Raw genomic sequence first — 24,396 nt, 5'->3', positions numbered from 1 at the left:
AGGAAGCCTTTTTATATATATTAATATTTTTGCATCAGAAGAATGAGATAGATCCTGCCCAGATATTCTTTGGCGTCCTCGTCTTTCAGAAAATAGATCAGAATATACTGTCTTAAATTTTCCAGATCGATAGGTACCAATTTATTGTTCAGATTTTCAGGGGGAAGAATATCTATTTGGAATCTTCCCAATTTCATTTCGGAGATAAGTTCGGCGCAGATCTGATTTGCAAATTCCAACATGATAGAAGCAGCGTGGCTTCGGATTGTAGGATCTATATGGAAGGATCTGGCAATTTTAGGGAGAAGTTTAAGCTTAGTATAACCGTCCATTGCAAGAAAAAGTTTACCCTTGGCTTCTCCTTGGAAATCCACAGCAGTACAATTCTCGTAACATAAACCTTCGTTTTTAGAAGGACCAAATGCTTCTCGAACAGCCTGGACTCCTAAGTTTTTTTCCAAAAACTCCGGGAAGATCTGAGAAATTGTAAGTATGAATTTTTCATCCAATAAAGGATCTATGTTCAAAGACATACTAAACGGTTCGGTCCCTCTTCTTTAGAAGAATGTAATGCTTTTTTGGCTCTTGGTTCCCATTCCGAATCGTCTTTTCTGACCCGAACGGAAGCGCCTATATTCAGTCTGGTTTTATCCGGGCCCAAAAATTCCATTAAACCGGAAAGTGAGTTTTGGAATTTGATCCAATCTTCCGCGTGAAAGAAAGTAGCTAAGCGGTTTTTTCGGATACGATAGATGGGAGAATTTTCTCCGAATCTAGACTTCCACCAATTCCCTAAACTTCTAAAATCGGAAACTAAATCGCCGTCCGACTCGAATTCCATAAAGACCAGGATTTTGGTCTCTTCTCCCTCGAACTTTTCCCTTTCTAAATGTTGGGAAAATACAGGGTAGGAACTCCAGCCAGTCTCTCCGTCTTGGGATTCTCCGGCAAGAACCAGTCCTTCTACAAGTTTATCCAATCTAAAGGAAATTTCATCAAGGGAAAATTCGCTAACTGTAGAAGAAGTTTGTCTGACTTCTCCCAAGGAAAAAGAATCCCATTCCAATTTCCAAACGATTGCTCCCTCTTTTGGCTCGCCGGCTCTTTTTCTTTCGGATGGAAATACTGAAATACTTCCTGTCTTACTTGCTACAGTTTGTAGATCCCCTTTCGGATCATGGAGAAGGACTTCCCAGATTTCTTCTCCGACTTGGATAGAATCTAAGAATGATTTCACTGCCTCATACGTTTTTCCACGAACTGGAAAATAGAAGGATTGGAAGGGAACTTTTGTCTCCTTGGGAATATCTTCCTTAAAAACGAATAAAGGTGTATCTTGGGAGTTGGTAGGAACACCTTCCTCAGAAGAGATCCCTTCGGAAGCAGTCGACTTTTGGACTTCGGAAACTTCTTCCTTTGTAACCGACTGAAAGAATGGAACCTCTGATTCAGTTCCATTCTCTTCTTTTCGATCCATTGTAGTATGTACAACGTAACCGAAAAGGGAAAGCAGGCAGAATGAGATCCCGCCCAAGGCCAAAACTTCTCCGTCTATCCAGGTGGAAAGAGATGCGGAAGCGATTGGAAAAACTTCTGAAATTGGAAAAAATTCGGGGAAAAATTGCATTTTGTAAACTTCAGTTCCGTTACTATATGTAACGGGTTTTCCCCGGTCCGGCTCAAACGATTTTTCTATGAAACTCTACTCGGAACTGGCAGAATATTACTTCGATATTGAAAAGAACGCTCGAAAATTCGAGATGGAAACCCAATTTATAGACAGGCTTTTCCGAAAACATAGGGTCCGAAATATTTTGGATCTAGGTTGTGGAACTGGAGAGCATGTCACTCATTTCCAAAGCCTTGGATACAAATCCAGAGGGATAGATTCCTCCATCAAAATGATAGAGGTCGCCAAAAAAAGATATTCCCATTGCAAATTCGAAGTGGGGGCAATGCAATCCTATAAGTCCCAGGAAAAATGGGACGCAATCATCAGCTTATTCGGCTCCTTTAATTATTTATTATCTAATGAAGAAGTAGAAGCAGCTCTTAAAAATCTGGAGTTGAATCTAAAACCTGCAGGTATCGCAGTTTTAGAAGTTTGGAATGCGGAACCTCTTCGTAAGATCAAAAGAAAAGCGATCGGCCCAGTAGCTCAAATCAAGGCCAAAAATACTACCATCCAGAGAAACAGAGGATTTCGTCTAGTCAGGGCGGACCAATCCACAGTTGTTGAAGTAAATTATATCTATAATCTGAATGCAAAAGAGATCAAAGATAAACATTTAATGAGGGCCTATTTCCTGGTAGAACTCCAAAGAATGCTCGCAAAACACAGGATGGAGATCCTACATGTTTACTCCAACTATAACGAATTAAAATTCAAAAGTAATGCGAGTAGAATGATCCTCGTTTTGAAAAAGAAGAGTAATTAAACCCATAAAATTTTCTTCCCAGAGTCGGAATAAAAATCCAAAATTGCCATCCGGAGGAATGAGATGGCGGAAAACTACGACCTGACTGTGATCGGCGGAGGCCCTGGAGGATATGTGGCCGCCATTCGAGCAGCCCAACTCGGATTGAACGTATGTCTAGTTGAAAAAGAAAAACTAGGCGGGGTATGTTTGAACTGGGGATGTATTCCCACAAAAGCACTTTTAGAATCTGCACATTTATTAGAGTCCATTCGCAAATCAGAATCCTTCGGCCTGAAGGTAGAAAAAGTCTCTCCTGACTTTCCGAATATAATCAAACGTTCCAGAGGTGTTGCAGACACAATGTCCAACGGAGTTGAATTCTTAATGAAAAAGAATAAAATTTCCGTAAAAAAAGGAAGCGCAGTTTTCAAAGACAAAAATACGATTTGGCTTCCTGACACTTCTAAAGAAGAGATCCAATCCGAATATTTTATTATAGCCACCGGCGCCAGACCAAAAGAATTTCCAGGACTTCCATTCGACGGAGACAAGGTCCTATCCAGCAAACATGCAATGATACAGGAATCTCCCCCTAAAACTCTGGCAGTCATTGGTGCAGGAGCAATTGGGATAGAGTTTGCAGACTTCTACTCTAGCATGGGAACCCAAGTCACAATCGTAGAGATGCAGGACAAAATTCTTCCATTAGAAGATCCTGAAATATCCAATCTACTCAATCGTTCCTTCGTAAAAAGAGGGATCCAAATCCTTACCAGTGTAGGAGTTTCAGAACCAAAACTGGAATCAGATGGAGTATCCATTCTTCTAAAAGGAGAAGGGATAGCGCCAGAAGGAGAAAGAAAAAAATTCGATAAGGTCCTAGTAGCCATTGGAGTTACTCCAAATACAGAAGGTATTCATCTGGAAGAGATTGGAGTATTTCTTCAAAAAGGATTTATCAAGGTAGATACTAAATTTAAAACCAAGGTCCCGAATATCTACGCAATCGGAGATTGTATCGGAGCTCCTCTACTCGCTCATGTGGCCTCTACAGAAGGTGTCAAGGCTGCCGAAGCGATCTCTATCCAAAATAAAAATCCTCATGGCTTAGTTTTTGAACCTTTGGATTATCTTAAGATCCCGGCCTGCACATACTGCCATCCGGAAGTCGCCTCAGTAGGTTTAAAAGAAGAAGAAGCAAAAAAATCAGGTATAGACGTAGTCGTAGGAAAATTCCCATTTAGAGCAAACGGTAGAGCACAAGCCCTAGGCGAAGTAGAAGGAATGGTAAAACTAGTAGCCGATCGCAAAACCGGAGAAGTATTAGGGGCTCATTTGATCGGACCGAATGTAACCGAAATTTTAGGAGAGATCAATTTAGGAATGGGATCCGAATTAACTCTTAAAGAAATTGCAGGAAGGATACATGCCCATCCTACACTTTCAGAATCCGTAATGGAAGCGGCAGGACAGGCTTTAGGCGAAGCGATTAATATCTAATGAATATTAAACGGAAGCGTTCGATTCTTCTAAAGATCCGGTGAATAGGATATCCATCTTATTCACTTTAAACTCTTTAGGTAGTTTAGAATCGATTGTAAGAAGTTCCGCGTCCAGGTCATGGAATTTTCCCGACTTCTCATCGAAGAAATGGAAATGGTCGTCGATATTGCTATCGAATACCGATTTACCCAAACAGGAAAATTTAAACTCTCTTAATAGACCTGCAGATACTAAAACGTTTAAAGTATTATAGACGGTCGCTAAACTCATCTTCAAAGAACGTTTATCTACCCATTCTTTTACTTCTTCAGCGGTTGGATGATCCGCTTCACAAAGTACGTATTGGCAAATGGAAATCCTTTGCATGGTCGGTTGTATTGAAACCGATTTTAATCTACTCTCTATTTCGTCCGGAGTCAGGCAGTATTGTTTGTGTTTACCTAAAACAGTCATGGTCGTCGGTTCTCTCTATGGGCCTATATATCTGACGGTCCGAAAGGGCCGAATATAAAGCAAAAAGTCTAGAAGATATGAATTCCTATTAGGATCTTGCAAAAAAGGAAGGATTTATGCAATCCAAAAAAAGGAGGCCAAAAAAACCCGAGAAATCATGGATTTTCCTTTGAAACCTATCTGAATCTCTATAACCTGACGAAAAATCTTCGAAAAGCAGAGAATGATGAGAAACAAATTTTTTACTACCCTACTCTTTCTCTCCCTGGTCCTAAACGTTTCCGTTTGGGCGGAAACAGGGGCATCCCCTCAAACAAATACACTGGCTCAATCCGAAACGGATGCAGGTCATGGGGAACACGGAACTGGAAACGGGCACCAAGAGACTGCATCGGCTCATGGTGAGGCAGGAGACGATCTTCCTCTTTGGTCGGTTATTCCTTTCGTTTTAATCCTACTCAGTATTGCACTTCTACCCTTGATCTCTCAAACAACGGAGCATTGGTGGGAAAACAATAATAACAAACTTCTTCTTTCCTTAGCTCTTGGAGGAGTTTCTTTCGGGATCTTAATGGCGCATAGCTGGGGCGGAAAAATTTTCCACACTATGGTATTCGATTATATTCCGTTTATCATCCTTCTTGCGGCACTATTCTATATTTCAGGTGGGATCGTTTTAAAAGGAGATATAGAAGCTACTCCGGTAAATAACACAATCTTCTTGGTCGTGGGAACTTTCCTGGCTTCTTTTATCGGAACGACTGGAGCTTCTATGCTTCTGATCCGTCCTTTACTCAAGACCAACTCAGAAAGAAAACATGTGGTTCACACAGTGATCTTCTTTATTTTCTTGGTTTCTAATATTGGTGGCTCCTTAACTCCTCTCGGAGATCCTCCTTTATTCTTAGGTTATCTGCAAGGAGTTCCATTCGTTTGGACATTTAAACTATTCCCTCAGATGATCATCGCTTCCGGAATTTTACTCGTGATCTACTTTATTTGGGACACGATCATGCACGGAAAAGAGACCAAAAAGGATATCCGTTACGATCATTCTCATAGACAACCCCTTGGATTAGAAGGCCAAGTAAACTTACTCTGGCTTTTAGGAGTGATCCTTTCCGTAGCTTTCTTGAACCAAAACTATATTCCTGCGATTGAAAAATATCCTTTCCTTGCATTCATTAGAGAAGCGGTTCTAATCGGTTTGATCGCACTTTCCAAAGTGACTTCCGATCCTAAGCTAAGAGAAAAGAATAAGTTTACCTTAGGTCCTATCCAAGAGGTAGCTTACCTATTCATAGGTATCTTCTTAACCATGATCCCAGCATTATTGCTCCTGGAACATCATGGAAAAGAACTAGGAATCACTGAAAGATGGCAATTCTTCTGGGTAACTGGTGGATTCTCGGGAGTTCTGGACAATGCTCCTACTTACCTGACTTTCTTATCCTTAGCCAAAGGATTATTAGGGTTCTCTAATGTAACTCAGATCCTGGCTGATCCAGTTGGAGAGGAACTTCTGAAAGCGATTTCCGTGGGTGCGGTATTTATGGGCGCATTGACCTATATAGGCAATGCTCCAAACTTCATGGTAAAATCAGTAGCAGAAGAGAATAAGATCAAAATGCCAAGTTTCGGCGGATACGTATTGTATTCATTCCTACTTTTGGTCCCTACATTCTTACTCTTAACCTGGATCTTCTTTATCTAAAAGATTCTTCCTTCTCCGCTTCAATCAGAGGCGGAGAAGTTTTACTCTTCTTTAACTGGAACAAACACAACTGAATGAATCGTTTTAGTTCCGGGTGTCCCATCTTCAGCTAATCTTTGTGTATATAATACTTCTGCTTTTGTGCTTCTTGCAGGTTTGTACATTATAATTTGATTCACATAATCAAATACTGAAACAGAATAATCGATCACAGTCAAGGCAGCCTGCAAAGGAAGAAACCTGGATCTGCTCAAAGGTTTCATTTCCGTTTCTTTGGGAAGAGCGAGCCATTTATACATTCTCGCAGATCTTCCTATATTTTTTACATTCTCCCATTCCAGTTTTGTTTCCGGAAAAGATGCTTGGACCTGTTTAAAATTCACTCTGACTGGAAGTCCCTTCTCTTTGGATTCTCTGAGTGCAGTGGATAATTGAAGATCGAATGTATCCTCATCCAAATATTCTATTTCATTACAGGAAGAAAATACTGTCTCACAGATATCACCGTATCTTTTATGAACGAAGAAAATCAGATTGATCTTTCCACTTCCGGGATGATAGAGAACTTTTGCGTTATAATCTCCTGTCCTCTTAAAATATACATTTCGATAAATCCTTCTGATAAGACCCCAACCGATAAGACCTACATCTTTTAAAACGGGAGGATCAGCTATCTCCAGTCCTCTGATCGCAATATGCAATTTTTCGATGGCGACTCTTCCATCTCTTTTAGAAATTTCTAATAGAAAATCCCGGAGATCATCCAGTTCATCGTCTGCAAGTTTAAGATTTTTTCCGGAAAGATCTACCAAGACCTTACCGGCATTCTCTTCTAAAAGTTTTCGAACTTCTGATTTTCCACCTTTGGCATTTAATTCATCCAAAGTATAACGGATACAATCTTGCTCATGACAAGAGATCTGCTCTTCGTATCTATCGATGCCGAAATAACCTGTGGAAGGATCGGGCGCTTCCGAAAATAGAAGGCCCGGAGTGAGGAGTAAACTTAGGACTAAAAGTTTAGTTAGCTTCGTCCGTATATTCCATGACCAGATACATAAGAGTTTCGGTATCTGTTGGATTGATGTATTCGTGAGGAACATCCGCTCTAAAATATACGGAATCCTTTGCATCCAGTTCTACCACCTTGTCCCCCACACGGAGGCGCAATTTTCCTTGGACCACTACAAGATTCTCAGTTGTTCCAGCTTTATGAGCTTCTGCAACTTCGATTCCGCCCGGTTTCAGGATCAGTTCGTAAAATTCTACCCTTCTGCCTCCGATAAACGGAAACAAGGCACGACTAGAATATACCTTTGAGCTGGAATATAAGACTTTTGTATTCTCCGCTTTTAAGAGAAAAACTCCCTCTGTTCCCTTCTCTTTTAGAAGTTCACTGAAAGGAACGTTAAGACCGGTTGCGATCTTCCATAATACTGCGATAGTAGGAACACTTTTACCTTGCTCTATTTGAGAAAGCATGGCTCGGCTCACACCACAACGAGATGCCAATTTGTCTAATGAGAGTCCTTTAGTATGGCGAATTAATTTTAGGTTTTCTTTAACGACTTCTGTTATATGTTCGCTGGAGATGAGTTCCTTCCCATCCAGTTCTTCGGCGTCGGCCTGTTTCATTCCTAATTCGTCCAATATAACGGAAGATGTGTCAATCCAATTTCAATCCTTTCAAAAGAGGATGATCAAATTAGAGAAGAAACAACGGAGGATCCTATGAGGGAAACAAAGCCTAAATTTCAGGTCCCTGAGACTCCGATCCATAAATGGTATGAGAAGGGGTTCCTACTTGCTGTCGAAAAACCGGCCGGGATCCCGGTCCATGCTACATTCGATCCGAATCGTCCCACCCTGGAAGATCTTGTCCGGAAACAGGAGAAGGAGCCTGATCTAAGGTTACTGCACAGACTAGATCGGGACACTAGCGGAATCCTATTATTCTGCAAAGAACCATCTAAAAACAAAGAAGCGGATTCAATCTTAGCGGATTCAGAAAAAACATATTTGGCTATTTGTATTGGAATTCCAAAAGAGAAAGAATTCAGAGTGGAATGTTTTCTAAAAGATGGAAAAGGAAAAGTAAGTTCAGTTCGTTCAGGTGGTAAAAAAGCGATCACTGATTTTACTCTTCTTTCCTATTCTAAGGAGAAAAACCTCTCGTTGGTTGCAGCAAAATTGGTTACTGGAAGAAGGCACCAAATTCGTTTTCATCTGTCTTCTATCGGCACTCCAATCTTGGGAGATGAAACTTACAGTAATCCTTCCGTTAAAAGTTTAGTTCCTAAACCAAAACGTTTTTTATTACATTCGTATCTTCTAAAATTCAAAAATGAATTCGAAGAAGATATAAAAATTGTATCAGAGCTTCCGATTGATTTTCAAGCATACATGCGCTTTTTTTCTGGTATACGATTCCCGGAATAAGTAAGCTGGTCCTCACTTCCTGGAGGCGAAAATGAGCGAGTCAATAGCATTGATCATAGGTGGATCAGGAGCAGCAGGCCATAGTGCAATTGATGCAATCCGAGAATATTCCTCCAAAACAGGACAAACCTGGAAGATCTACTCCACTACCTCTGGAGAATCTCAGGTCCAAGGTTCAGATAAAACAATTCCACTCATCAAATTAGAAGAACCGGAAGAAGCAGTTTCGAATATTCAAAAATTCTTAAATAAAGAAAATGTCAAAGTAGATATACTCATCTATACGCCTGCCAGAGGAAACTTAGGATATCCAGTATCCGAAACTCCCGACGAAGATATTATTGCTGCCGCAAAATTCTGTTTTGATCCAATGTTGGATCTTGAGAAAAAATTAAATCCAAGGATCACAGTCGGATATTCCGCTTATTATTATCTTCCCCACTTGCTTACATTCTATGGTTCGTTGGCATTCATCAAAAAGAAAATGGAAGAATGGGCTCTCCAAAAACCGGATTCCAGAAAGATTATACGCGCTGGAACATTTTTCAGCCAAAGTGTAAGAGGGATCACGATCATACTGCAAAGACTTGCAAAATCTTCTCCTCATCCTGACTTACAAAAATTGATGGAAGAGCAAAAAGTTTCCGGCAAAAAATTCGGCGACTTCTTTATAGATTATATCCAATCGAGAGAGAACGAAAGTTTTGCCAAAAATTTCCCAGGCATTCCCTACAGGATCACCGAACCGAATGATCTAAAAATTGCTCTATTAAAAATACTAGATGGAGAGAAGGCGCCAATTGTTTCTTTAGTAGGAGACTGGCTCTGGACGGAAGATAAACTTCCGAGCATGCCTGAGTATTTGAAAAAACGCTAAGTCAGTGGAGAATCACCGTCTATTATAGCGGGATCGTTTTCCAGTTTTTGACGGATTGAACAAAGGCTCCGGGAGGCGGCGATTTTTTTCCTCTATCTAAGAAGATCCCTCTGGAGCGAGTGTTTGCTAACATCGGAAAATCATTCTCCGAATCTCCAAATGCAAGATCGTATCCTAGATTTCCATTTGCTAAATTGAGTAGTTCTACCTTGCCGATACCATATGTGAAAGGTTCTATTAAATCAGGGCTTAAAATTCCGTCCTTTTCTATTAAACGCATGCCCAGGACATTTTCCCTTGGGATCCCCCATTTTTCGGAGACTGCCTGGATCACTGGTTCTGGAGAAGCGGTTACGATCCAAATCTTACTTCCTGCTTGGGTAAGTTCTTTTACAATTTCGAACATAGGAAGAAAGGCTTGGACTCCGTTTACACTCGTGTCCTTCTGATTTTTTTCCCAAACGGATATTGCAGTTTTTTCTAATTCTTTTGCAGATCTGCCAGAGAAGATCCAAGTGGACCATCTATAACCTACTCCTAGGCCTTCTCTTTCTATCTTGGATTCATAATATTCCCAGATCCCGTCCATAAAGGATTTGGGATCTGTCTTTCTAAGGTTTTCTAATCTTTCGCAGATATTTTTTTCAGGAAAGTATGGAGAAAGAGATTCTATCCAAGGAACTCCCGCAAGTAGGAGCTCACACATAACAGCTTCGCCGAAATCGTGACGTACAAGAGTATTATCAAAATCGAATAAAACCGTATGGAATTTACGACCGGTCAGGTTCTCTTCTAAATAGGAAAAGATTTCGGAAGACCAGTCTGAATTAGAGAACAATGTGATTATTGTTGGATGGTTTCTTTTGCGATCGCAACTTGGGATTCTTTATCCGCTAAAAAAGGAGGAAGATAATGTTCAGGGTTCAATACAACATTTTGGTAACGAACTTCGAAGTGAACATGAGGTCCGGTTGTGTGACCCGTATTTCCGGAAAGTGCAAGCACCTGCCCTTTTTTAACCTTATCCCCTTGTTTCACAAAAAGAAGAGAATTATGAGCGTATAATGTCTGGATCCCATTGATTTGAGGATGAGAAAGAACTACTCTAAGTCCGTATCCACCGTCTCTTTTAGAATCTGTCACAACTCCATCAGCTGCTGCGATCACTACGGATCCGTTCGGACAAGCAATGTCCACACCTGCATGCAGTGCATTCCAACGTCTTCCCAATCTGGAAGTAACTCTGGAATATTTAAAGCTTAAAGGCCAGATCAACTCTCTGGCATCAGAGGTGAAGATCTCTCTTCCTTTGTCCTCTAATAGAAGATTACGTGTATAATTTGCGTTATAAGGGAAGAATACAGGCTCTGAGTTTTGGATTTTTCCGCTGTCGTGGATCCCGTTAAGAAGGCGAACTTCTCTTTCTGATGTTCCGAATTTATGGTAAAGATCCTCTAAGGATTCTTTTACTTTTCCAGGAACGATCCAGATCCCTTCTCTAGACTGATAGGTTTGGATGAATTGGTTATCAACCTTCACTTCTTCCAAATATGTATTTGCGAAAGATTTCCAGGAAAGTACGACTAGGGCAGATGCACCTACTATTGAAAGAATAGTTTTTCTTTTCATTTGGTTCTTTCCTTTTTGCGCCGCCAAAAATTCTCTTAAAAAACGGGTATTGCTTTTAAGATCGGCAGTAAATTTCCGAAAGTTCAACCTATCCTCCTGGTCCATAATCTCGGGACAAGGATTTTTCTCCACCCAAATCCAGAGGAATTAACGATATCAAACGAATCCGACCGAATCCTAATGAAATTAATTATTTTAGTCCCTATTCTATTGATTTTTAGCATATTTTGACGGATTTTCTTTGTTTTTGTGAGGCACCATAGATATAGTCCCGAAAAAATACAAACTTACTGAAAAGTTTTCAGAAATTTGGAGAAAGTTTCGTCGTGGTTGAACCCGGAAACCCGGATAGAATAGACATAAGGGAAGGCACTTAATGGCCAGATTTTGTAGGTGTTTTTGAGGAAAAATGGAAGAAAGAAGCTTATCGCCGCTCTACACTCTTCGCTAATTCTTTAAATTTCCGATCCATCGTTTCGATCTGCTTGGAATCCCTGGTCAACTTCCATAAAGTAACATGTCCATGGTAGATGGCCAACATTTCGGAAGCGATTTCACTCGGGTTTTGGTCTTTTTTAAGTTTTCCATCCTTTTGAAGGCTCCGGATAAATTCAGATAAAAGCGAAATCCATTCCTTACTGATCTCCTCCATCTTAGGAGAGAAAATTTTCAGATCATCCATGGAGAGCCCGTAAGCAAAACTTGCAAATGGGCAACCTTGGAATTTGTTTTCCTTTATACTTTTCTTAATATACCAGATCCATGCTCTCAAATATTCACTGAGAGATTCTCTCTTATTTACCCATTTGTGAATTCTAGTAAATAGTTCTTCTTTCATCCTTTCTAAATAGGCAATCCCAAGACCTGCCTTGGATCCGAAATGATGGTATAAGCTTGTCTTAGCTAAATTACATTTACTAAGTATCTCCGCAAGCCCCGTATTATTATAACCATTCGTGTAAAATAGGTCCGCAGTTATAGTTAATATATCTTCCTTACTAGACATTCAATTCTTCCCCGCCCATTTCGTAAAAACACCTTGACTTATGTACGTACCAGTCGGTACAATATATTCAATATTTAAGGACCTGGATAGTATTTTTCGTGTATCAAAAAGAAAAAATAAATCATACCAAAGAATTCGATATTGAGATAGATGGATCTTCTATACATATCCTTCGATTCGAAAATGAAAAACCGGATCGGCCATTTCTTATATTTCTACATGATTCATTAGGATGTATTTCTCTTTGGAAAAATTTTCCGGAACAATTAGCGGAGAAGGTTGACTGTAACCTACTCGTATACGACAGGATCGGCTATGGGAAATCCGGTCCTTTTACATCTATAAAAAGAGATCATTTTTATTTGGAGAAGGAAGCTGATATATTATTCAAGATCATCCAAAAACTAAATATCAAAACTAGTATTTTATTCGGTCATAGCGATGGTGGTTCTATTTCTTTAATCGCAGCTTCCAAGTTTCCGGAATATATTTCTGGAATTATAACGGAAGGCGCGCATGTATTCGTAGAAGATATTACATTAAATGGGATCAGAGAAGTGGTAAAGTCTTACCAAACCACTAAACTAAAGCAGGTGCTTGAAAAATACCATTTTGATAAGACGGAAGATGTGTTTCATGCTTGGTCTGATACCTGGCTTGCCGAAAAATTTAGAGATTGGAATATGGAACATTTTTTATCTTCTATCCAATGCCCCGTACTCGTAGTTCAGGGAGAAGAGGATGAATTTGGAAGTGAAGAACAAGTGGATAAAATTGTAGGTCAAGTATCCGGAAAATCTATTAAAAGAATGATCCCTGGAGCAAAACATTCCCCTCATAAAGAAGCGGCTGAGATCACAATGAGAGAAGCGACTGAATTTATAAAAAAAATTGTATTATCCTAGAATTCTCTCTTTCATTATTAATTGCAAATAACGTTTAATTGAGTTAATGTAGGCGCGCATGATCGGAAATTTGGATAAACATCTTAGAAGGATATCAATCCTTTGTTTTAGCGTCAGTATTCTACTCGGATGCGAAAACTTGTTAGTGCCCCAAACGGATAATGTAGGGCTATTTGACTCTCTTCCTGTATACGTACAATTTATAGAAAACGAAAAAATCTGCCAAGAACCAGGATCCATACGAGGTATCAATCGTCTCTGTTTTCGCTCTGGGGGATCAAATATGATCTACGATTTAACTCTTGGGTCTTACGTTTCCGGGACAGTTACAGCAGGACATCCTCTGAGCTGTAGATGTCCCGAAAATGGTGCTGATATGGGATTATCTTGGTACTACTATGTAGCTGCCAATGCGAATTCGACAACTGGGCTAAGTTTGGCCACCGATAGGGTTACAGGATCAGAACAATCATTATCTATTTATTCGGCAGGCGAAGAATTTTCCTGCATGCCGCCAGATTGTCCAAACACAGATTTTTACGAACTAATCCAGGCCGTTCCATAAATAAAAAGACTTATCCTAAGATCCTTTCTTTTAGTTCGGGAGTAGGCATCCTGCAAGATTCTCTCTTTCCGAAAAGCCTATATCTGTTCTTTGCAATCAGATCGTATAAAAAATTGCGGATCGGTCTTGGGACGATATAACTGAGTTTTAGGATTTTCCAGAAGCCGCCCAGTTTATCACAGATCTCAATGATTGCATTGGATTTTATATGGATCTCTTTTCCATCCCAGAAAAGGATACTGTCTATACCCCGGATCTTTTCTTCCAAAGATTTAGATTGGATTAGGTTTTTTGCATATTCAGACTGAAGGCTGGCGAATTTTAATCTTTTATGTTTGTCCAGATCCAAAAGTACATTCACTGCACCGTTGCATAAATTGCAAACTCCATCAAATAGTACGATCGGATCCGTGAATTCTGACAAAGGGACCTTCTTCCTTTATTTAGACAGTTTAGAAGTTTTATTACTCGAACAAAAACCGCTCGTTCAATTCTTTTTAAAAGTAGAAAGTGCAGATTTTAGTTTTTCGTACCAAACACCTTTCTTTTTCAAAAAGATCGCAGGAGATCCAAGAGGAGCTTCCATTTCTATCCAAACTCCTCCCTGGAATGTTTTACCTGTCCAAACATGTTCCCATTCTCCCTTAGGCATATATCCTTTTACAGTATCTTCTCCTTTTTCTAGGACTGGGATTACGAGCAGATCCTCTCCGAGTAAAAACTGGTTTTGTAGATCTCTCGTATTATTATCTTCCGGGTAAGAAAGATAGAGCGGACGTAATAAAGGAAGTCCTGATTCACTCGCTTCTTTATTTAGAAATTTAAAATATTCTTTTAATGCGAGATGTATCTGTCCGTATCTTGCAAATTCTTTTATTGTGTCCGGGTCTGAATACGGTTGGTGGTTTTTAGCAGGCCTATTCCCTTCATGAGTTCTAAAAACCGGAGTGAATACGTTCAACTCAGACCAACGAAGAAACAATTCTTTAGATCTAAAATAATCTTTAATAGGACTTGGGATCGTAGTGTATCCGCCTATATCGCTATGATTTAAGCTAAGTCCCGACATTCCTCCGCTCAATATTCCGATCAAAGAAGATACGATCCCATCATGTCTTCCCCAGCTTACCATCTGGTCCCCCGCCCAAAAGGAAGTGGAATATTTATTGGAATAACTATAACCTGCGCGAGTGAAAAATACGATCTGCCCTTCTTTGCCTGCTTCCTGGATGGCTTCTCTGTTCAGCTTTGCCCATTCTACAGGATAACGGTTATGATAGATCTCTGAAGATTCTTTAGAGAATAATACCGCATCCGTAGGCAACCATTCTCCGAAATCCGCCATCCAGCCGGAGAGTCCGTTACCTATTAGATTTTGTTTGATGATATTTTTGATCCAGGTCCGAGTTTTAGGATTCGTAAGATCTAATAGTCCTGCGGGAAATCCTGCGGTTTGGACTATATAATCTTTTCCTTCTTTATCTTTTACTAAATAATTGTTTTTGACCGCTTCTTCGAATAAAGTTCCTTCCGTTGCAAGCATAGGATTGATATATCCTAAAACCTGAATATTCTTTTGATTTAATTCTTTTACGAAGTTTTTAAAATCAGGATATCTGGTCTCATCCGGAAACCATTTCCACCATAGTTGAGAACCGAATACTGTTTTTCTTTGTCCCACCCAGTCTTGGATCCAAAGAGCAGTAATCGGATTTCCGGCCTTTTTTGCTTCTTCTATCTTTTCCAAAACGACAGACTTTCCGCCTTGGATACCAAGCCAGGTTCCATATGCCCAATCAGGCAAATTCGGAAATCTTCCGGTATGTGAAGTATATAATTTTAGGATCTCTTTAGGGCTAGCAGCTTTCCAGGATTTTACATTAAGTCCTCTTTCTCTAAACTCTATTGCAATTTCGGAATCTTCTTCAAAATCAAAGACTGAATAGGAACTGTTTTCAAAGAAGAATGCTCTGTTTCGAGAAGTGAGAAAAAATGGGATAGGAGTATAGGTGCTGTATTCATTTCCTCCGGCTCCTTCTAATAATTCTGCTCCCCAGGTAATCGGTTGGTCTCCCCTTCCCACTCCTTGTTCTTCGGAAAATAAAAATGGTTTTTTTCCTTTTAGATTTAGATGAGAGAATTGTTCACCAAGTCCATAAATACTTTCTGACTCATCCGATTTGAATTTGATAAATGTTCGATTTAATTCAGGATTAGAAACTTCTACCTTCCAATCTAATCCGAAATTAGCGGAAGATATGAATCGGATCGAGTATCCTGTTTCACAATTTTTTCCTGTGAGTTTTCCTTTTAATAATAATGCACCCGATTCTAATCCAAGACTTTCAATTGTCTGGGATCCACATTCTAATAAGATCTTATCTTTGATCTTGAAAGTTGCTTTTCTATAATTTACGACCTGTTCTCCTTTCGCAGAAGAAAGAAATGCATCTTTTAAGTTGAATTCTAATATTCTACCTTTAGGAGTAATGAACGATAGTTCAGTCGGTAAGAATACTGCTTTGACCCCGTTACCAAGGTCGAATTCTTGAGGAGGAATAGAAAACGGAGAGATTTTTTCAAATCTGGATCCACAATCCAATAAAAATGCAAATAGTATGCTGATAATAAAAAAGAACCTCATCGTTATTCCTCTTAGAAACTAACGAGAGGTTCTTTTATGAAGCTTTAGAAGTCTTTCTTTTTTTAACTTTTTCTGTCTACGCCACCAACTCTTGGTGCAGAAGCTCCTGCCCCAGTCTGTCCGTAAATATTCGCTGCTTGTTTAGGTAGATTGGATTTTCTCCACTCGAACCAAGAGCCAACATATACGTTTACGTCATTGTATCCGACTTCTTTGAGCATCATTGCAAGTAAGGAGGATCTTGCTCCGTTATAATCATAGATAACGGTGGTCCTTTCAGGCATAAAAGGAAAACCTCTTAACTTTTTATTAAAGAAGGTTTTGTCCACGAGCTCACCGTTCGCGTCATACAACATTCTCCAATCCCAAAGGAATGCGCCCGGCAATCTTCCGCATAAACTTCCCGGTTCAGGAGCAGTCAAACGAGGAAGTTTTCCATCATATTCTTCCGGGGTGCGAGTATCGAAAATTTGCAGGCGAGTTAAGTTCTTTTCTAAGAATGCTTTGTCGATCACGCCCTCTAGTTTGCGGACTTTGGAAGAAGGTCCTATATCTAATTCTTTAGAACCTTTTTCTTTTGCTCCGTCTACAGGCCAACGTTGCCCTATCAAAAACGCATTTTGAAAACCTGCGCATCTCAAAAGGAAAACGAGTCTGGATGCGAACATCCCCATGCCCTCGTCAAAAACCAAGATCCTGGACTTCTCTTCTTTTTTAGCGAGAGCAAGTATCTCTTCGATCGGGCCCAATAATTTTTTGGAAGAATCCGGATCGGAAGCAAAAGCCTTTTTGACGAATGGAAAATAATACGCACCCTTTAAGGTGGATTCTTGGTATTGCGCTTGTGAGCGACAATCGATGAATAAGTCCTGCTTTTCGTTCAGGTCGGTTTTAAGAAAACTCCAGTGAGACAAGATGAATACCGTTATATTTTTTACTCTTAGTTTTAACCATATTTCATACTCCCGTTTCAGAGTTTAACTTTTTTTTGGTATTCTTGGAAATTCGAGACATAATCGCAAGAATTCTACGGAAATTCCTCTTCTATTTTCAGATCTGTAAAATCCGCTTTTTCCCGAACCGATAATAATTAAGAATGTTTTCCCCGATGCAGAATATTTTCCATTTAAGAACGAAAAGACTCCTTCTTTCTTTTGTGAGCCTGGGAGTTTTGTTTTTTTCCGTTTTTATTCCGGATTCTGGAAGTTTCGCAGAAGAACCAGTTCTTCAAAAAGCAAATTCCAGGATTGGAGACTTTGCTGAGAAAGAATTCCAGGAAGGATGGAGAAAATACAGCAAAGAGAAAGATGCAAGGCCTTTAAAAGAATGGTTCAAACAACATGGGACCGTTCATATAGGTGAATGTAAGTTCAGATCTCTTCCTGAGTCCGAGGAAATTCAGTATCTTTCTTTGGATTGTCCCGGAAAAAAACTAAACGGTTTCTTTTATTCAGGAGAAGAAAGATTACGTTCTCCGGAAAGAATAGATTCTTTCAGAGTGAAAGGTCCGGTTAAGTTAGGAAAATCAGTTTATTGGGAATTGGAATTTTCTGCGGAGAATTTAAAAGTAGCGAGTTCCAAACCTGCACCGGGCGATAAATCCAATCCGGAAACTAAATTAGTGGATAAAACTTCCACTGTGAATTTTGGTCTGCAATATTTCTTAAGCATTGCCAAACATCCCATAGACCGCCCTACTCCTAAAGGAAAAGAGATCTTTTTTGATTCTTCCTGCCCTCTTCTGTATCTGGGTAAGGATGCGGATTTTTATTGGGATAAATCTTTGTATTATTCTTTCCAGGCCAGTTGTTTACCGGATTCTCCTTATTCCTGGATCAGGATCAAAGCGGATCTGAGCGGAAATGTTTTAGTGGATAACCAACCGACGGAAGAACTCCAAGAAGGGGCACGTTACCTGGCAAAATTGAAATTAGAATCGGTAGAAAAGGATAAAATTGTATGGTCCGACGCGGAGTTGTTTCATGAATAAGTTTTGGATACTTCGCGCGGGATTGGTCCTAATATTTAGTTTTCCTGTTTTTTCCCAAACAAACGGGAACTCCGATCTTAAAACATTATTGAACGGCGTTGTGATCGTTAGAAGTGATATTTATCCGGATGCAAGCGATCCTTTGGAATTCGGGGACCAGGATCTTTCTAGAGACGTTGGTTCGGGTTTCATTATTGCAGGAAATAGAATATTAACGAATGCTCATGTGATCTCAGAATCCAAGTATTTGAAGGTAAAACGTTTTAATAGCAGCAAATATTATAACGCAAAAGTGGAATTTATAGGTTTCGACTGTGATCTGGCTTTGATCTCCGTAGAAGATGAAGAATTTTTTTCCGGAGTAGAACCTCTGGAAATCACCGAGGAATCCCCTTCTTTAGGAAGTAATCTTTTAATGCTCGGTTATCCGGAAGGTGCAGAAAATCTCACATTAGAAAACGGTTTAGTCAATCGTGTGGAAAGATTGAGATATTCTTTTACCGGTTTAGATTACAGAAAAGTAATCCGCGTAGGTGCCAATATTCTTCCAGGATATTCAGGTGGTCCTGCTATCCAAAACGGAAAAGTGGCAGGGATCATTTTTGAAGTCAGCCAAATCCAAGGAAATACTGCGTATCTAATCCCGCCGGAAGTAGTACAACATTTTCTAAAAGATATACAAGACGGTCAATACGACGGGTTTCCTTTCGTAGGTTTTACTTTCCAAAATGGGAACTCCGAGTCTGTGAAAAAGTATCTGGGAATTCCTCAGAATTTGCAAGGTGTGCTTGTAAATAAGGTATATCCTAATTCTTCTTTTTCGGATGTTTTGCAAACGGATGATTTTTTATATAAGGTTGATGAGGCTTATCTGAATAATGAGGGTGGTCTTTTAGAATTTACGGGAAGAACGATCGTAGATCTAATCGAACCCGGTTTCGTAGGCCAAAAACTGACTTTGTATTTTTATAGAAACGGTAAAAACTTTAAGATCCAAGCAGAGTTAAAAAAGACCGATTCACTGGAATTGTATAGAGATCGTCAGATCAGAAGTTTTTTAGGAGCTGGACTTTTATTCCAACCGGTGAACCGAGCATTATTCGGAAAAGAAAGCCAGAGAGTAGAGACTGCTCTTAGATACCATTACAGTTATTTTATACAGGACGATCTTTTTAAATTTACGGAAAGAGATCTGATCTTGACCACTCTATTCCCGGATCCTCTCAATTCTAAATATTTAAATTATCGTTTTAAAATTTTAGAATCTATTAACGGAAAAACTCCCGCGAATATCTCAGAGTTTAGGGATTATTGGAAAAAATTCTCCAATGGGACTTTGGTTTTGAAATTCAGAGGGGTCGGGCTTCCTTTAGTATTGGATGCTAAAACAGTCAGGACAATAGACTTAAGAGTTAGAAAAAGATTCGATATCAAGTCCGACGAATCCAAGGAGGGAAAATGAGATCGTATAAATTAGTATTCCTTCTTGTATTTTGTTTAGGATTTTTAGAAAATATAGAAGCTAAAGCAGATTCAGAATTTTCACTTCTGGTCCATTTTAGAAAATATTCCCATCATAATCCTTTCCAAAAAGGAACTCCATATCAGAAAAAAGTCCCTGCAATCCGTTTGGATGAAAGAACTGCAGTCGCACTTTTAAAACCTGGAGAAGTTCCGTTATTCGCGGAGATCCATCCGGAAGAATCCGCAGGAAGAAAGGCATATTTCCAAAAAGTGGATCTGGATACAGGACTTGGTATTGTACTTCTTCCCGAAAACTTTGGAAAATCCAAAAAGGCCTCCCCTATCGCTCTTTTGGAAGAAAGTGCAAAAACGCAAGGAGTATGCTCCCCCTTCTTCACAAACTTTGAATGGGGAAGTTTAGAATTTTCTAAATCGATCCTTCCACTTTCTAAACTTGCGAGAAAAGAAAACCAAGACGGAACCAGAAGTTTCCTCTTTTCAGGAAAAAAAGTCTGTGGGTTTACCGATGGAACCTGGAATGCGGGTGCTGATCTTCTTCGTAGATTTTACCAAAGTAGATTTTCTTCCTCTTCTCCTTTTCCTCATCCTGGTTTTTCCGCGGAAGGTTCCTTAACTCCCGCAGAAGAAGATTATTATTTTCCGAAAGGTAGCGTAGGTGCGGTCGTTTCGGAAGTTCTTCCAGGGATTGGGCCAATGCATAATCTGTTTCCAGGTGATGCAGTCCTTTCCGTGAACGGGACTCCGGTTGCTTCTAAACAAAAACAAGTATTGTATGATATTCTGCTCAGCAAGGGTGGATCTTATCTGAATTCAGGAGAATGGGTCACTCTTTCACTGTATAGAGATGGAAGAAAAAGAGAAATACGTTATCAATTAAGACCGTATAACGAGGATTCTTTTTTAATCCCTGAAAGTTCGGACAAGATCGCTCCTAAATATATCATCGCAGGCGGATTACTTTTTACAGAACTCACTCATACTTACTTAAAAGAATACGGAGAAAAATACAAATCTTCCAGTGATAGAAAGTTAGTATACTTAGCGGAAAGTTATTCTAAAAAACTTCATCCGGAAAGAAGCCGTATCGTATTACTTTCTAGAGCATTTCCGGACGAGAAAAATAGAGCATATCAGGAATTCCAAGATTTGATCTTAGAATCCGTGAATGACAAAGTCGTGGACTCCGTAGAAGGTTTGAAAGCGGCCATTTCCGAAAATAAGGACGAATTTTTGGTATTCCGGTTTTCAGGAAATAAATTGGCAGTTTTTGATAAGTCGGAGTTAAAAAGTTTGGATGAAAGGATAAAATCCTTATATTCTCTTGATTCTCTAGACAATATACGCTGACAAAATTCTTGACTAGAATACCTTTCCAGGGTTTTCTTTTGTTTTCCGAATAGGTCCATTGAACATTCGGAAGTTCTGAATTAGGAATTTATTATGAAAATCCTTTTCGTTGATGACGAAGAAGTTATCCGAGATCTGTTCCAGGAAATTTTCGGCAGCGAATACGAACTCCTTCTTGCCGGAACCGCAGAACAGGGCTTAACATTAGCAGAGTCGGAAACATTCGATCTGATCATCACCGATATTCGCCTTCCGAGGATGAACGGTATCGAGTTCATCACTAAATTGAGGGAAAAAGGAGTAGATACTCCTTTTATAGTCATCACTGGAAACCAGGACATCCAAATCTCCATCAACGCTCTTCGACTGGGAGCTGTGGATTTTTTCCTCAAACCTTTTCGGATGGAGGCGATCCGTTATTCCCTCTTAAGATTTAGAAACTTATTTTATGCGGGCAAGGACCTTGTGGACAAAAGAATGTTCCAGGTCCGGGAATCCAGACAGAAGTTTGCACTTCTTCCTAGACTTGGAAATTTAAATCAATATGTTCATTTGATCTTAAAATCCCTATCTCATCTTCCTAATTTACATAATGAGGATCAACTCTCCTTAAAAGTAGCATTGTACGAATTGATAGGAAATGCAATAGAACATGGTTGTGCTCGTATCACTTATCATCAAAAGCAAGAGTTAATGTTCCAAGAGAATGATTACTTCTCTTATGTGGATAAGATCTGTGAATCCAAAGAAGAATGGATCCAGGTAGAAGTGGACTATGACGATACAAGAGTGACTGTTATTTTGGAAGATGGTGGAGAAGGTTTCGATCCTGCAAGAGTTCCCGATCCAGTACAAGATCCGAATGCAAGCCAACTTTCAGGTAGAGGTATCTTTTTAGTTCGTATGAATGTTGATTCTCTTTCTTATAATGATAAGGGAAACCAAGTCACATTTGTTAAAAAATTACAAAAAGCGGAAGCGAAACAAAAACAGACCTGAACGGGAAAATTTATCAGAAATATAGAATATTCTGATTTTAATATATATTCTTCTCTTACTTGGAAGAAGGTTTGTAATACGCTAAAAAATAACCGCTAAGCAAGAACCAAGAGGGGATCTGTCCCAGAAAAAAAGCTCCTGCCGCTCCCATTGTCCCGTATTCCGGGATCAAAAGATTATCCAAAATTAATCCAAAGATCAATCTCACTAATGCGAGTATTGCGAGTAACCGAGGCTGGCCTAATGCAAATAAAGCCATTCCGAGCGGAGAGAACACCAATTGGAAAAGATAATTCGGGTATAATAGCTGGAATACCGGAACTGATTCAGGATATTTTCCCGAGAATAACGCGGAGAAGACCCAATCTCCCAAAAACACCCAAGGCCCTAATGCCAAAGCAAACACTACAGCTACTAAGATGGATTTTCCCAAGTAACTAGTGAATTCCTTATTCTCCGTAAGCCTGGAGAGTTTAGGATAGATCATTGAATTCAAAACGGAAAATAAGATCACAAACCCGCTGAACGGTTGTAATGCCACTCCATAAGCCGCCACTGCCTCATTAGAATGGTATTTGTTTAAAAAGAATAACTCCATTCTATCCGATACGATCGCAAATAAAGATGCCAAAAACGCATAACGGTTGAACGAGATAAGCTCTCTGGTTTGTTGTCGGACTTCTTCTTTATCACCCGCCCAATGCAATTTTCCTCTGGGGAATAAAAGGAAAAATAGAACAATCGTAAATACGGGAGCTACGGAGAAGATCCCAAGTATATCCAGATGCCCAAGTGCATGTTCCGAAAATTGGTCCGCTAAATACAAAATCAAAATGCGGATCAAATTCGGGAGAGGATACCAAATCGAAAGCGCATGATATTGTCCGAAAGAAACGAATATACTTTCGAAATATGAATTAAAGGAAAGAACGAAGCTACCGAATACCAGAAGAAATGCGGCAAGTGCATTCTCCTTTAAAAAATAAACAGCAGTACCAGTAACAATCACCAGTAGAAATAATGCAGCCCATTTGACCCAAAGAGAAGATGCAAGAAGAACCCCGATCTTTCTTTTGTCTTCGGTCATTGGAGAAAGAAAACGTACTAAAGCGGTGGGCAATCCGAATTCTGCCACTGCTAAAAGTACGGGCAGAAATCCGGAATAATATTGGAAGATACCGTTCTCGTTTTTACTCAGGATCCTGACCGAATAGACCATGAAGATAAAATTCAGTAGGGAGGCGATTACCTTGGAAAACCCTACTGAAAAAAAGCTACGTATGAATCCGGAGGTCCGTAATTTTCCGATACTTTCGGAAATGAACTGTAAGGAGGATCCAAGGCGAAGCATGAAGTTAAGTCAGATAGATGCCTCCGCGTATCCTTTTCAGAAGAATGGGAGCGAGATGGCCAATATAGTAACACACGATCCCATACTTAAAGTATCTGGCAACCGGATTTTCCCCCAATAGAGAGGAGAGAATTTTTCCGAGAGCCAAATAAAAGATCAAGATCCCAAGAATGATCACAACTACTCTGATCAAAAATACGATCCAAGAATCGACTGATTTCCAATCCAACCCTGCCCTTTTATTGTACAAAATCCCGATCCCGAAACCCGCAAGAGCTCCTGCAGAAGAAATCACCTGCTCCCAAGATTTATTCGTGGACTCGGGTTGGCTAGGATCATGCAGAAGAATGCTAGGCACAGTGAGAGCTAAAATAAAAAGTACAAGTGATTTTAGTCTTTTTTGATCCGGCGCCTGTCCTGTAAAACCAGGTTCCAAAACTCCAGGATCTTTTGAGAACCAGAACTCTAATCCGAATAATACAAGTAGTCCTAAAATAAACCCACCTAAGGTATCACCCAAAAAGTGAAGTCCTGCATACATTCTTGCAATCGGCATAAATAAGATCAAAAACGCGGTGAGTATTCTGACCCAAGGGATTCTTACATGTAAAAATAATGTTCCGTATAACACCACTGCAGTCTGCACATGTCCTGATGGAAATCCGTAGGAACCTTCCATGAGTCCAAGCTCGGATGGGAATGGCAAACCTATCGGTCTTGGCATGGTAAGAAGTGCCTTACATGCCCCATTCACAACACCTGCGATCAAAAGACCGAGTGTCATTCTAAACCCTATCTTTCTATCCATACAAAGATATATGAGAGAGACCAGGGCCATAAAAAAGAGAGAAGATCCCAAATGATGGAACACAATTGTAAGAGGATCCAACACAGGTCTTAACGCAGAAATATGAAGAGCCTCTAAAGGCGAGTTAGAGAATAAGATCTCTTTCCAAAGGAAACTATCCGTCATAAAAACGAGCATATAAAGTTTCGGTTTTAAACGCAAAATGAATTCTTTGAGTAATTCTATCCTTCCGGATGTTTTTAGAACATTCGTTTTGTAAGC

23 protein-coding genes are annotated in these 24,396 nt (G+C 39.7%); 10 read left to right on the top strand and 13 right to left on the bottom strand.

Going from position 1 to position 24,396, the window contains the following annotated elements:
- Positions 1-20 precede the first annotated feature (20 nt).
- Together EHO58_RS18610 and EHO58_RS18605 are read right to left on the bottom strand one after the other, a co-directional pair.
- Complete coding sequence (locus EHO58_RS18610) at positions 21-533, bottom strand: chemotaxis protein CheX (RefSeq protein ID WP_135627320.1); 513 nt, start codon at positions 531-533, stop codon at positions 21-23.
- Positions 524-1,627, bottom strand: coding sequence for a hypothetical protein (locus EHO58_RS18605; RefSeq protein WP_135680907.1), 1,104 nt, complete (start codon positions 1,625-1,627; stop codon positions 524-526). The genes EHO58_RS18610 and EHO58_RS18605 overlap by 10 nt, the downstream gene beginning before the upstream one ends.
- 67 nt (positions 1,628-1,694) lie before the next feature.
- On the opposite strand from EHO58_RS18605, the gene EHO58_RS18600 reads away from it, so the two are divergent.
- Together EHO58_RS18600 and lpdA are read left to right on the top strand one after the other, a co-directional pair.
- A complete protein-coding gene (locus EHO58_RS18600; protein WP_135627322.1) occupies positions 1,695-2,438 on the top strand; it encodes a class I SAM-dependent DNA methyltransferase in 744 nt (247 codons plus the stop codon).
- Positions 2,439-2,501: 63 nt separating this feature from the next.
- Positions 2,502-3,920 (top strand): dihydrolipoyl dehydrogenase, encoded by a 1,419-nt coding sequence (lpdA, locus tag EHO58_RS18595; RefSeq protein WP_135680906.1) that lies wholly within the window; start codon positions 2,502-2,504, stop codon positions 3,918-3,920.
- A gap of 6 nt (positions 3,921-3,926) precedes the next feature.
- Here the strand turns inward: lpdA and perRB are convergent, their stop codons facing one another.
- Positions 3,927-4,376, bottom strand: coding sequence for a peroxide-responsive transcriptional repressor PerRB (gene perRB, locus EHO58_RS18590; protein ID WP_100769990.1), 450 nt, complete (start codon positions 4,374-4,376; stop codon positions 3,927-3,929).
- Positions 4,377-4,602: 226 nt separating this feature from the next.
- Here perRB and EHO58_RS18585 point away from each other — a divergent pair, with 226 nt between their 5' ends.
- Entirely contained in the window at positions 4,603-6,090 is a 1,488-nt protein-coding gene (locus EHO58_RS18585; RefSeq protein WP_135680980.1) for a sodium:proton antiporter, read from the top strand.
- A 41-nt stretch (positions 6,091-6,131) separates the two neighbouring features.
- Here EHO58_RS18585 and EHO58_RS18580 read toward each other — a convergent pair whose 3' ends face one another.
- Together EHO58_RS18580 and EHO58_RS18575 are read right to left on the bottom strand one after the other, a co-directional pair.
- The gene (locus tag EHO58_RS18580; RefSeq protein ID WP_425269464.1) at positions 6,132-7,130 is read right to left on the bottom strand and encodes a hypothetical protein; all 999 of its coding nucleotides are present in this window, start codon (positions 7,128-7,130) and stop codon (positions 6,132-6,134) included.
- A complete protein-coding gene (locus EHO58_RS18575; RefSeq protein ID WP_100707703.1) occupies positions 7,111-7,725 on the bottom strand; it encodes a helix-turn-helix domain-containing protein in 615 nt (204 codons plus the stop codon). The genes EHO58_RS18580 and EHO58_RS18575 overlap by 20 nt, the downstream gene beginning before the upstream one ends.
- A gap of 96 nt (positions 7,726-7,821) precedes the next feature.
- Between EHO58_RS18575 and EHO58_RS18570 the strand changes: the two genes are divergently transcribed.
- Both EHO58_RS18570 and EHO58_RS18565 read left to right on the top strand, forming a co-directional pair.
- A complete protein-coding gene (locus EHO58_RS18570) occupies positions 7,822-8,529 on the top strand; it encodes an RluA family pseudouridine synthase (protein WP_135680905.1) in 708 nt (235 codons plus the stop codon).
- A 31-nt stretch (positions 8,530-8,560) separates the two neighbouring features.
- Positions 8,561-9,406, top strand: a complete 846-nt coding sequence (locus tag EHO58_RS18565; protein ID WP_135680904.1) for an SDR family NAD(P)-dependent oxidoreductase — start codon at positions 8,561-8,563, stop codon at positions 9,404-9,406.
- A 22-nt stretch (positions 9,407-9,428) separates the two neighbouring features.
- Here EHO58_RS18565 and EHO58_RS18560 read toward each other — a convergent pair whose 3' ends face one another.
- From EHO58_RS18560 to EHO58_RS18550, 3 genes are all read right to left on the bottom strand, one after another.
- On the bottom strand, positions 9,429-10,244 hold the full coding sequence (locus EHO58_RS18560) for an HAD family hydrolase (protein WP_135627327.1): 816 nt from the start codon (positions 10,242-10,244) through the stop codon (positions 9,429-9,431).
- 5 nt (positions 10,245-10,249) lie between these two features.
- Positions 10,250-11,062 carry a M23 family metallopeptidase gene (locus EHO58_RS18555; RefSeq protein WP_208728869.1) on the bottom strand — a complete coding sequence of 271 codons (813 nt, stop codon included), beginning with the start codon at positions 11,060-11,062 and terminating at the stop codon, positions 10,250-10,252.
- 397 nt (positions 11,063-11,459) lie between these two features.
- Positions 11,460-12,041, bottom strand: a complete 582-nt coding sequence (locus tag EHO58_RS18550) for a TetR/AcrR family transcriptional regulator (RefSeq protein WP_135680903.1) — start codon at positions 12,039-12,041, stop codon at positions 11,460-11,462.
- Between the two features lie 98 nt (positions 12,042-12,139).
- On the opposite strand from EHO58_RS18550, the gene EHO58_RS18545 reads away from it, so the two are divergent.
- Complete coding sequence (locus EHO58_RS18545) at positions 12,140-12,946, top strand: alpha/beta fold hydrolase (protein ID WP_244241234.1); 807 nt, start codon at positions 12,140-12,142, stop codon at positions 12,944-12,946.
- Positions 12,947-13,521: 575 nt separating this feature from the next.
- Here the strand turns inward: EHO58_RS18545 and EHO58_RS18540 are convergent.
- The 3 genes from EHO58_RS18540 to EHO58_RS18530 form a co-directional block, all read right to left on the bottom strand.
- The gene (locus EHO58_RS18540) at positions 13,522-13,935 is read right to left on the bottom strand and encodes a thiol-disulfide oxidoreductase DCC family protein (RefSeq protein WP_135680902.1); all 414 of its coding nucleotides are present in this window, start codon (positions 13,933-13,935) and stop codon (positions 13,522-13,524) included.
- Positions 13,936-13,998: 63 nt separating this feature from the next.
- Positions 13,999-16,155, bottom strand: a complete 2,157-nt coding sequence (locus EHO58_RS18535; RefSeq protein ID WP_135680901.1) for an alpha-glucosidase — start codon at positions 16,153-16,155, stop codon at positions 13,999-14,001.
- A gap of 62 nt (positions 16,156-16,217) precedes the next feature.
- A complete protein-coding gene (locus EHO58_RS18530; RefSeq protein ID WP_135613846.1) occupies positions 16,218-17,069 on the bottom strand; it encodes a sulfurtransferase in 852 nt (283 codons plus the stop codon).
- Positions 17,070-17,263: 194 nt separating this feature from the next.
- On the opposite strand from EHO58_RS18530, the gene EHO58_RS18525 reads away from it, so the two are divergent.
- The 4 genes from EHO58_RS18525 to EHO58_RS18510 all read left to right on the top strand — a co-directional run bounded on the left by EHO58_RS18525 (position 17,264) and on the right by EHO58_RS18510 (position 21,976).
- Positions 17,264-18,145 (top strand): LIC11113 family protein, encoded by an 882-nt coding sequence (locus tag EHO58_RS18525; RefSeq protein ID WP_135680900.1) that lies wholly within the window; start codon positions 17,264-17,266, stop codon positions 18,143-18,145.
- Entirely contained in the window at positions 18,138-19,607 is a 1,470-nt protein-coding gene (locus EHO58_RS18520; protein ID WP_135680899.1) for a S1C family serine protease, read from the top strand. The genes EHO58_RS18525 and EHO58_RS18520 overlap by 8 nt, the downstream gene beginning before the upstream one ends.
- Entirely contained in the window at positions 19,604-20,977 is a 1,374-nt protein-coding gene (locus EHO58_RS18515) for a PDZ domain-containing protein (protein ID WP_135627334.1), read from the top strand. Before EHO58_RS18520 ends, EHO58_RS18515 begins: the two co-directional genes overlap by 4 nt.
- 93 nt (positions 20,978-21,070) lie before the next feature.
- The gene (locus EHO58_RS18510) at positions 21,071-21,976 is read left to right on the top strand and encodes an ATP-binding response regulator (RefSeq protein ID WP_135627335.1); all 906 of its coding nucleotides are present in this window, start codon (positions 21,071-21,073) and stop codon (positions 21,974-21,976) included.
- A 55-nt stretch (positions 21,977-22,031) separates the two neighbouring features.
- On the opposite strand, the gene EHO58_RS18505 is transcribed toward EHO58_RS18510, so the two are convergent.
- Both EHO58_RS18505 and EHO58_RS18500 read right to left on the bottom strand, forming a co-directional pair.
- Entirely contained in the window at positions 22,032-23,327 is a 1,296-nt protein-coding gene (locus EHO58_RS18505; RefSeq protein ID WP_135627336.1) for an oligosaccharide flippase family protein, read from the bottom strand.
- 4 nt (positions 23,328-23,331) lie between these two features.
- A complete protein-coding gene (locus EHO58_RS18500; RefSeq protein ID WP_135680978.1) occupies positions 23,332-24,336 on the bottom strand; it encodes a phosphatase PAP2 family protein in 1,005 nt (334 codons plus the stop codon).
- Between the last annotated feature and the right edge of the window lie 60 nt (positions 24,337-24,396).

Source organism: Leptospira selangorensis, assembly GCF_004769405.1.
GTDB classification, from domain to species: Bacteria; Spirochaetota; Leptospiria; order Leptospirales; family Leptospiraceae; genus Leptospira_B; species Leptospira_B selangorensis.
Note: the sequence above shows the minus strand (reverse complement) of the source record. Positions and strands in the feature narration are given on the sequence as shown.

Excerpts from the sequence above, each read along its gene's own strand:
- perRB (WP_100769990.1), bottom strand. The coding sequence starts at position 4,376 with ATGACTGTTTTAGGTAAACACAAACAATACTGCCTGACTCCGGACGAA.
- EHO58_RS18600 (WP_135627322.1), top strand. The coding sequence starts at position 1,695 with ATGAAACTCTACTCGGAACTGGCAGAATATTACTTCGATATTGAAAAG.
- EHO58_RS18575 (WP_100707703.1), bottom strand. The coding sequence starts at position 7,725 with ATGAAACAGGCCGACGCCGAAGAACTGGATGGGAAGGAACTCATCTCC.
- EHO58_RS18605 (WP_135680907.1), bottom strand. The coding sequence starts at position 1,627 with ATGCAATTTTTCCCCGAATTTTTTCCAATTTCAGAAGTTTTTCCAATC.
- EHO58_RS18585 (WP_135680980.1), top strand. The coding sequence starts at position 4,603 with ATGAGAAACAAATTTTTTACTACCCTACTCTTTCTCTCCCTGGTCCTA.
- EHO58_RS18525 (WP_135680900.1), top strand. The coding sequence starts at position 17,264 with ATGCAGAATATTTTCCATTTAAGAACGAAAAGACTCCTTCTTTCTTTT.
- EHO58_RS18570 (WP_135680905.1), top strand. The coding sequence starts at position 7,822 with ATGAGGGAAACAAAGCCTAAATTTCAGGTCCCTGAGACTCCGATCCAT.
- EHO58_RS18510 (WP_135627335.1), top strand. The coding sequence starts at position 21,071 with ATGAAAATCCTTTTCGTTGATGACGAAGAAGTTATCCGAGATCTGTTC.
- EHO58_RS18515 (WP_135627334.1), top strand. The coding sequence starts at position 19,604 with ATGAGATCGTATAAATTAGTATTCCTTCTTGTATTTTGTTTAGGATTT.
- EHO58_RS18520 (WP_135680899.1), top strand. The coding sequence starts at position 18,138 with ATGAATAAGTTTTGGATACTTCGCGCGGGATTGGTCCTAATATTTAGT.
- lpdA (WP_135680906.1), top strand. The coding sequence starts at position 2,502 with ATGGCGGAAAACTACGACCTGACTGTGATCGGCGGAGGCCCTGGAGGA.
- EHO58_RS18505 (WP_135627336.1), bottom strand. The coding sequence starts at position 23,327 with ATGCTTCGCCTTGGATCCTCCTTACAGTTCATTTCCGAAAGTATCGGA.
- EHO58_RS18610 (WP_135627320.1), bottom strand. The coding sequence starts at position 533 with ATGTCTTTGAACATAGATCCTTTATTGGATGAAAAATTCATACTTACA.
- EHO58_RS18565 (WP_135680904.1), top strand. The coding sequence starts at position 8,561 with ATGAGCGAGTCAATAGCATTGATCATAGGTGGATCAGGAGCAGCAGGC.
- EHO58_RS18535 (WP_135680901.1), bottom strand. The coding sequence starts at position 16,155 with ATGAGGTTCTTTTTTATTATCAGCATACTATTTGCATTTTTATTGGAT.
- EHO58_RS18550 (WP_135680903.1), bottom strand. The coding sequence starts at position 12,041 with ATGTCTAGTAAGGAAGATATATTAACTATAACTGCGGACCTATTTTAC.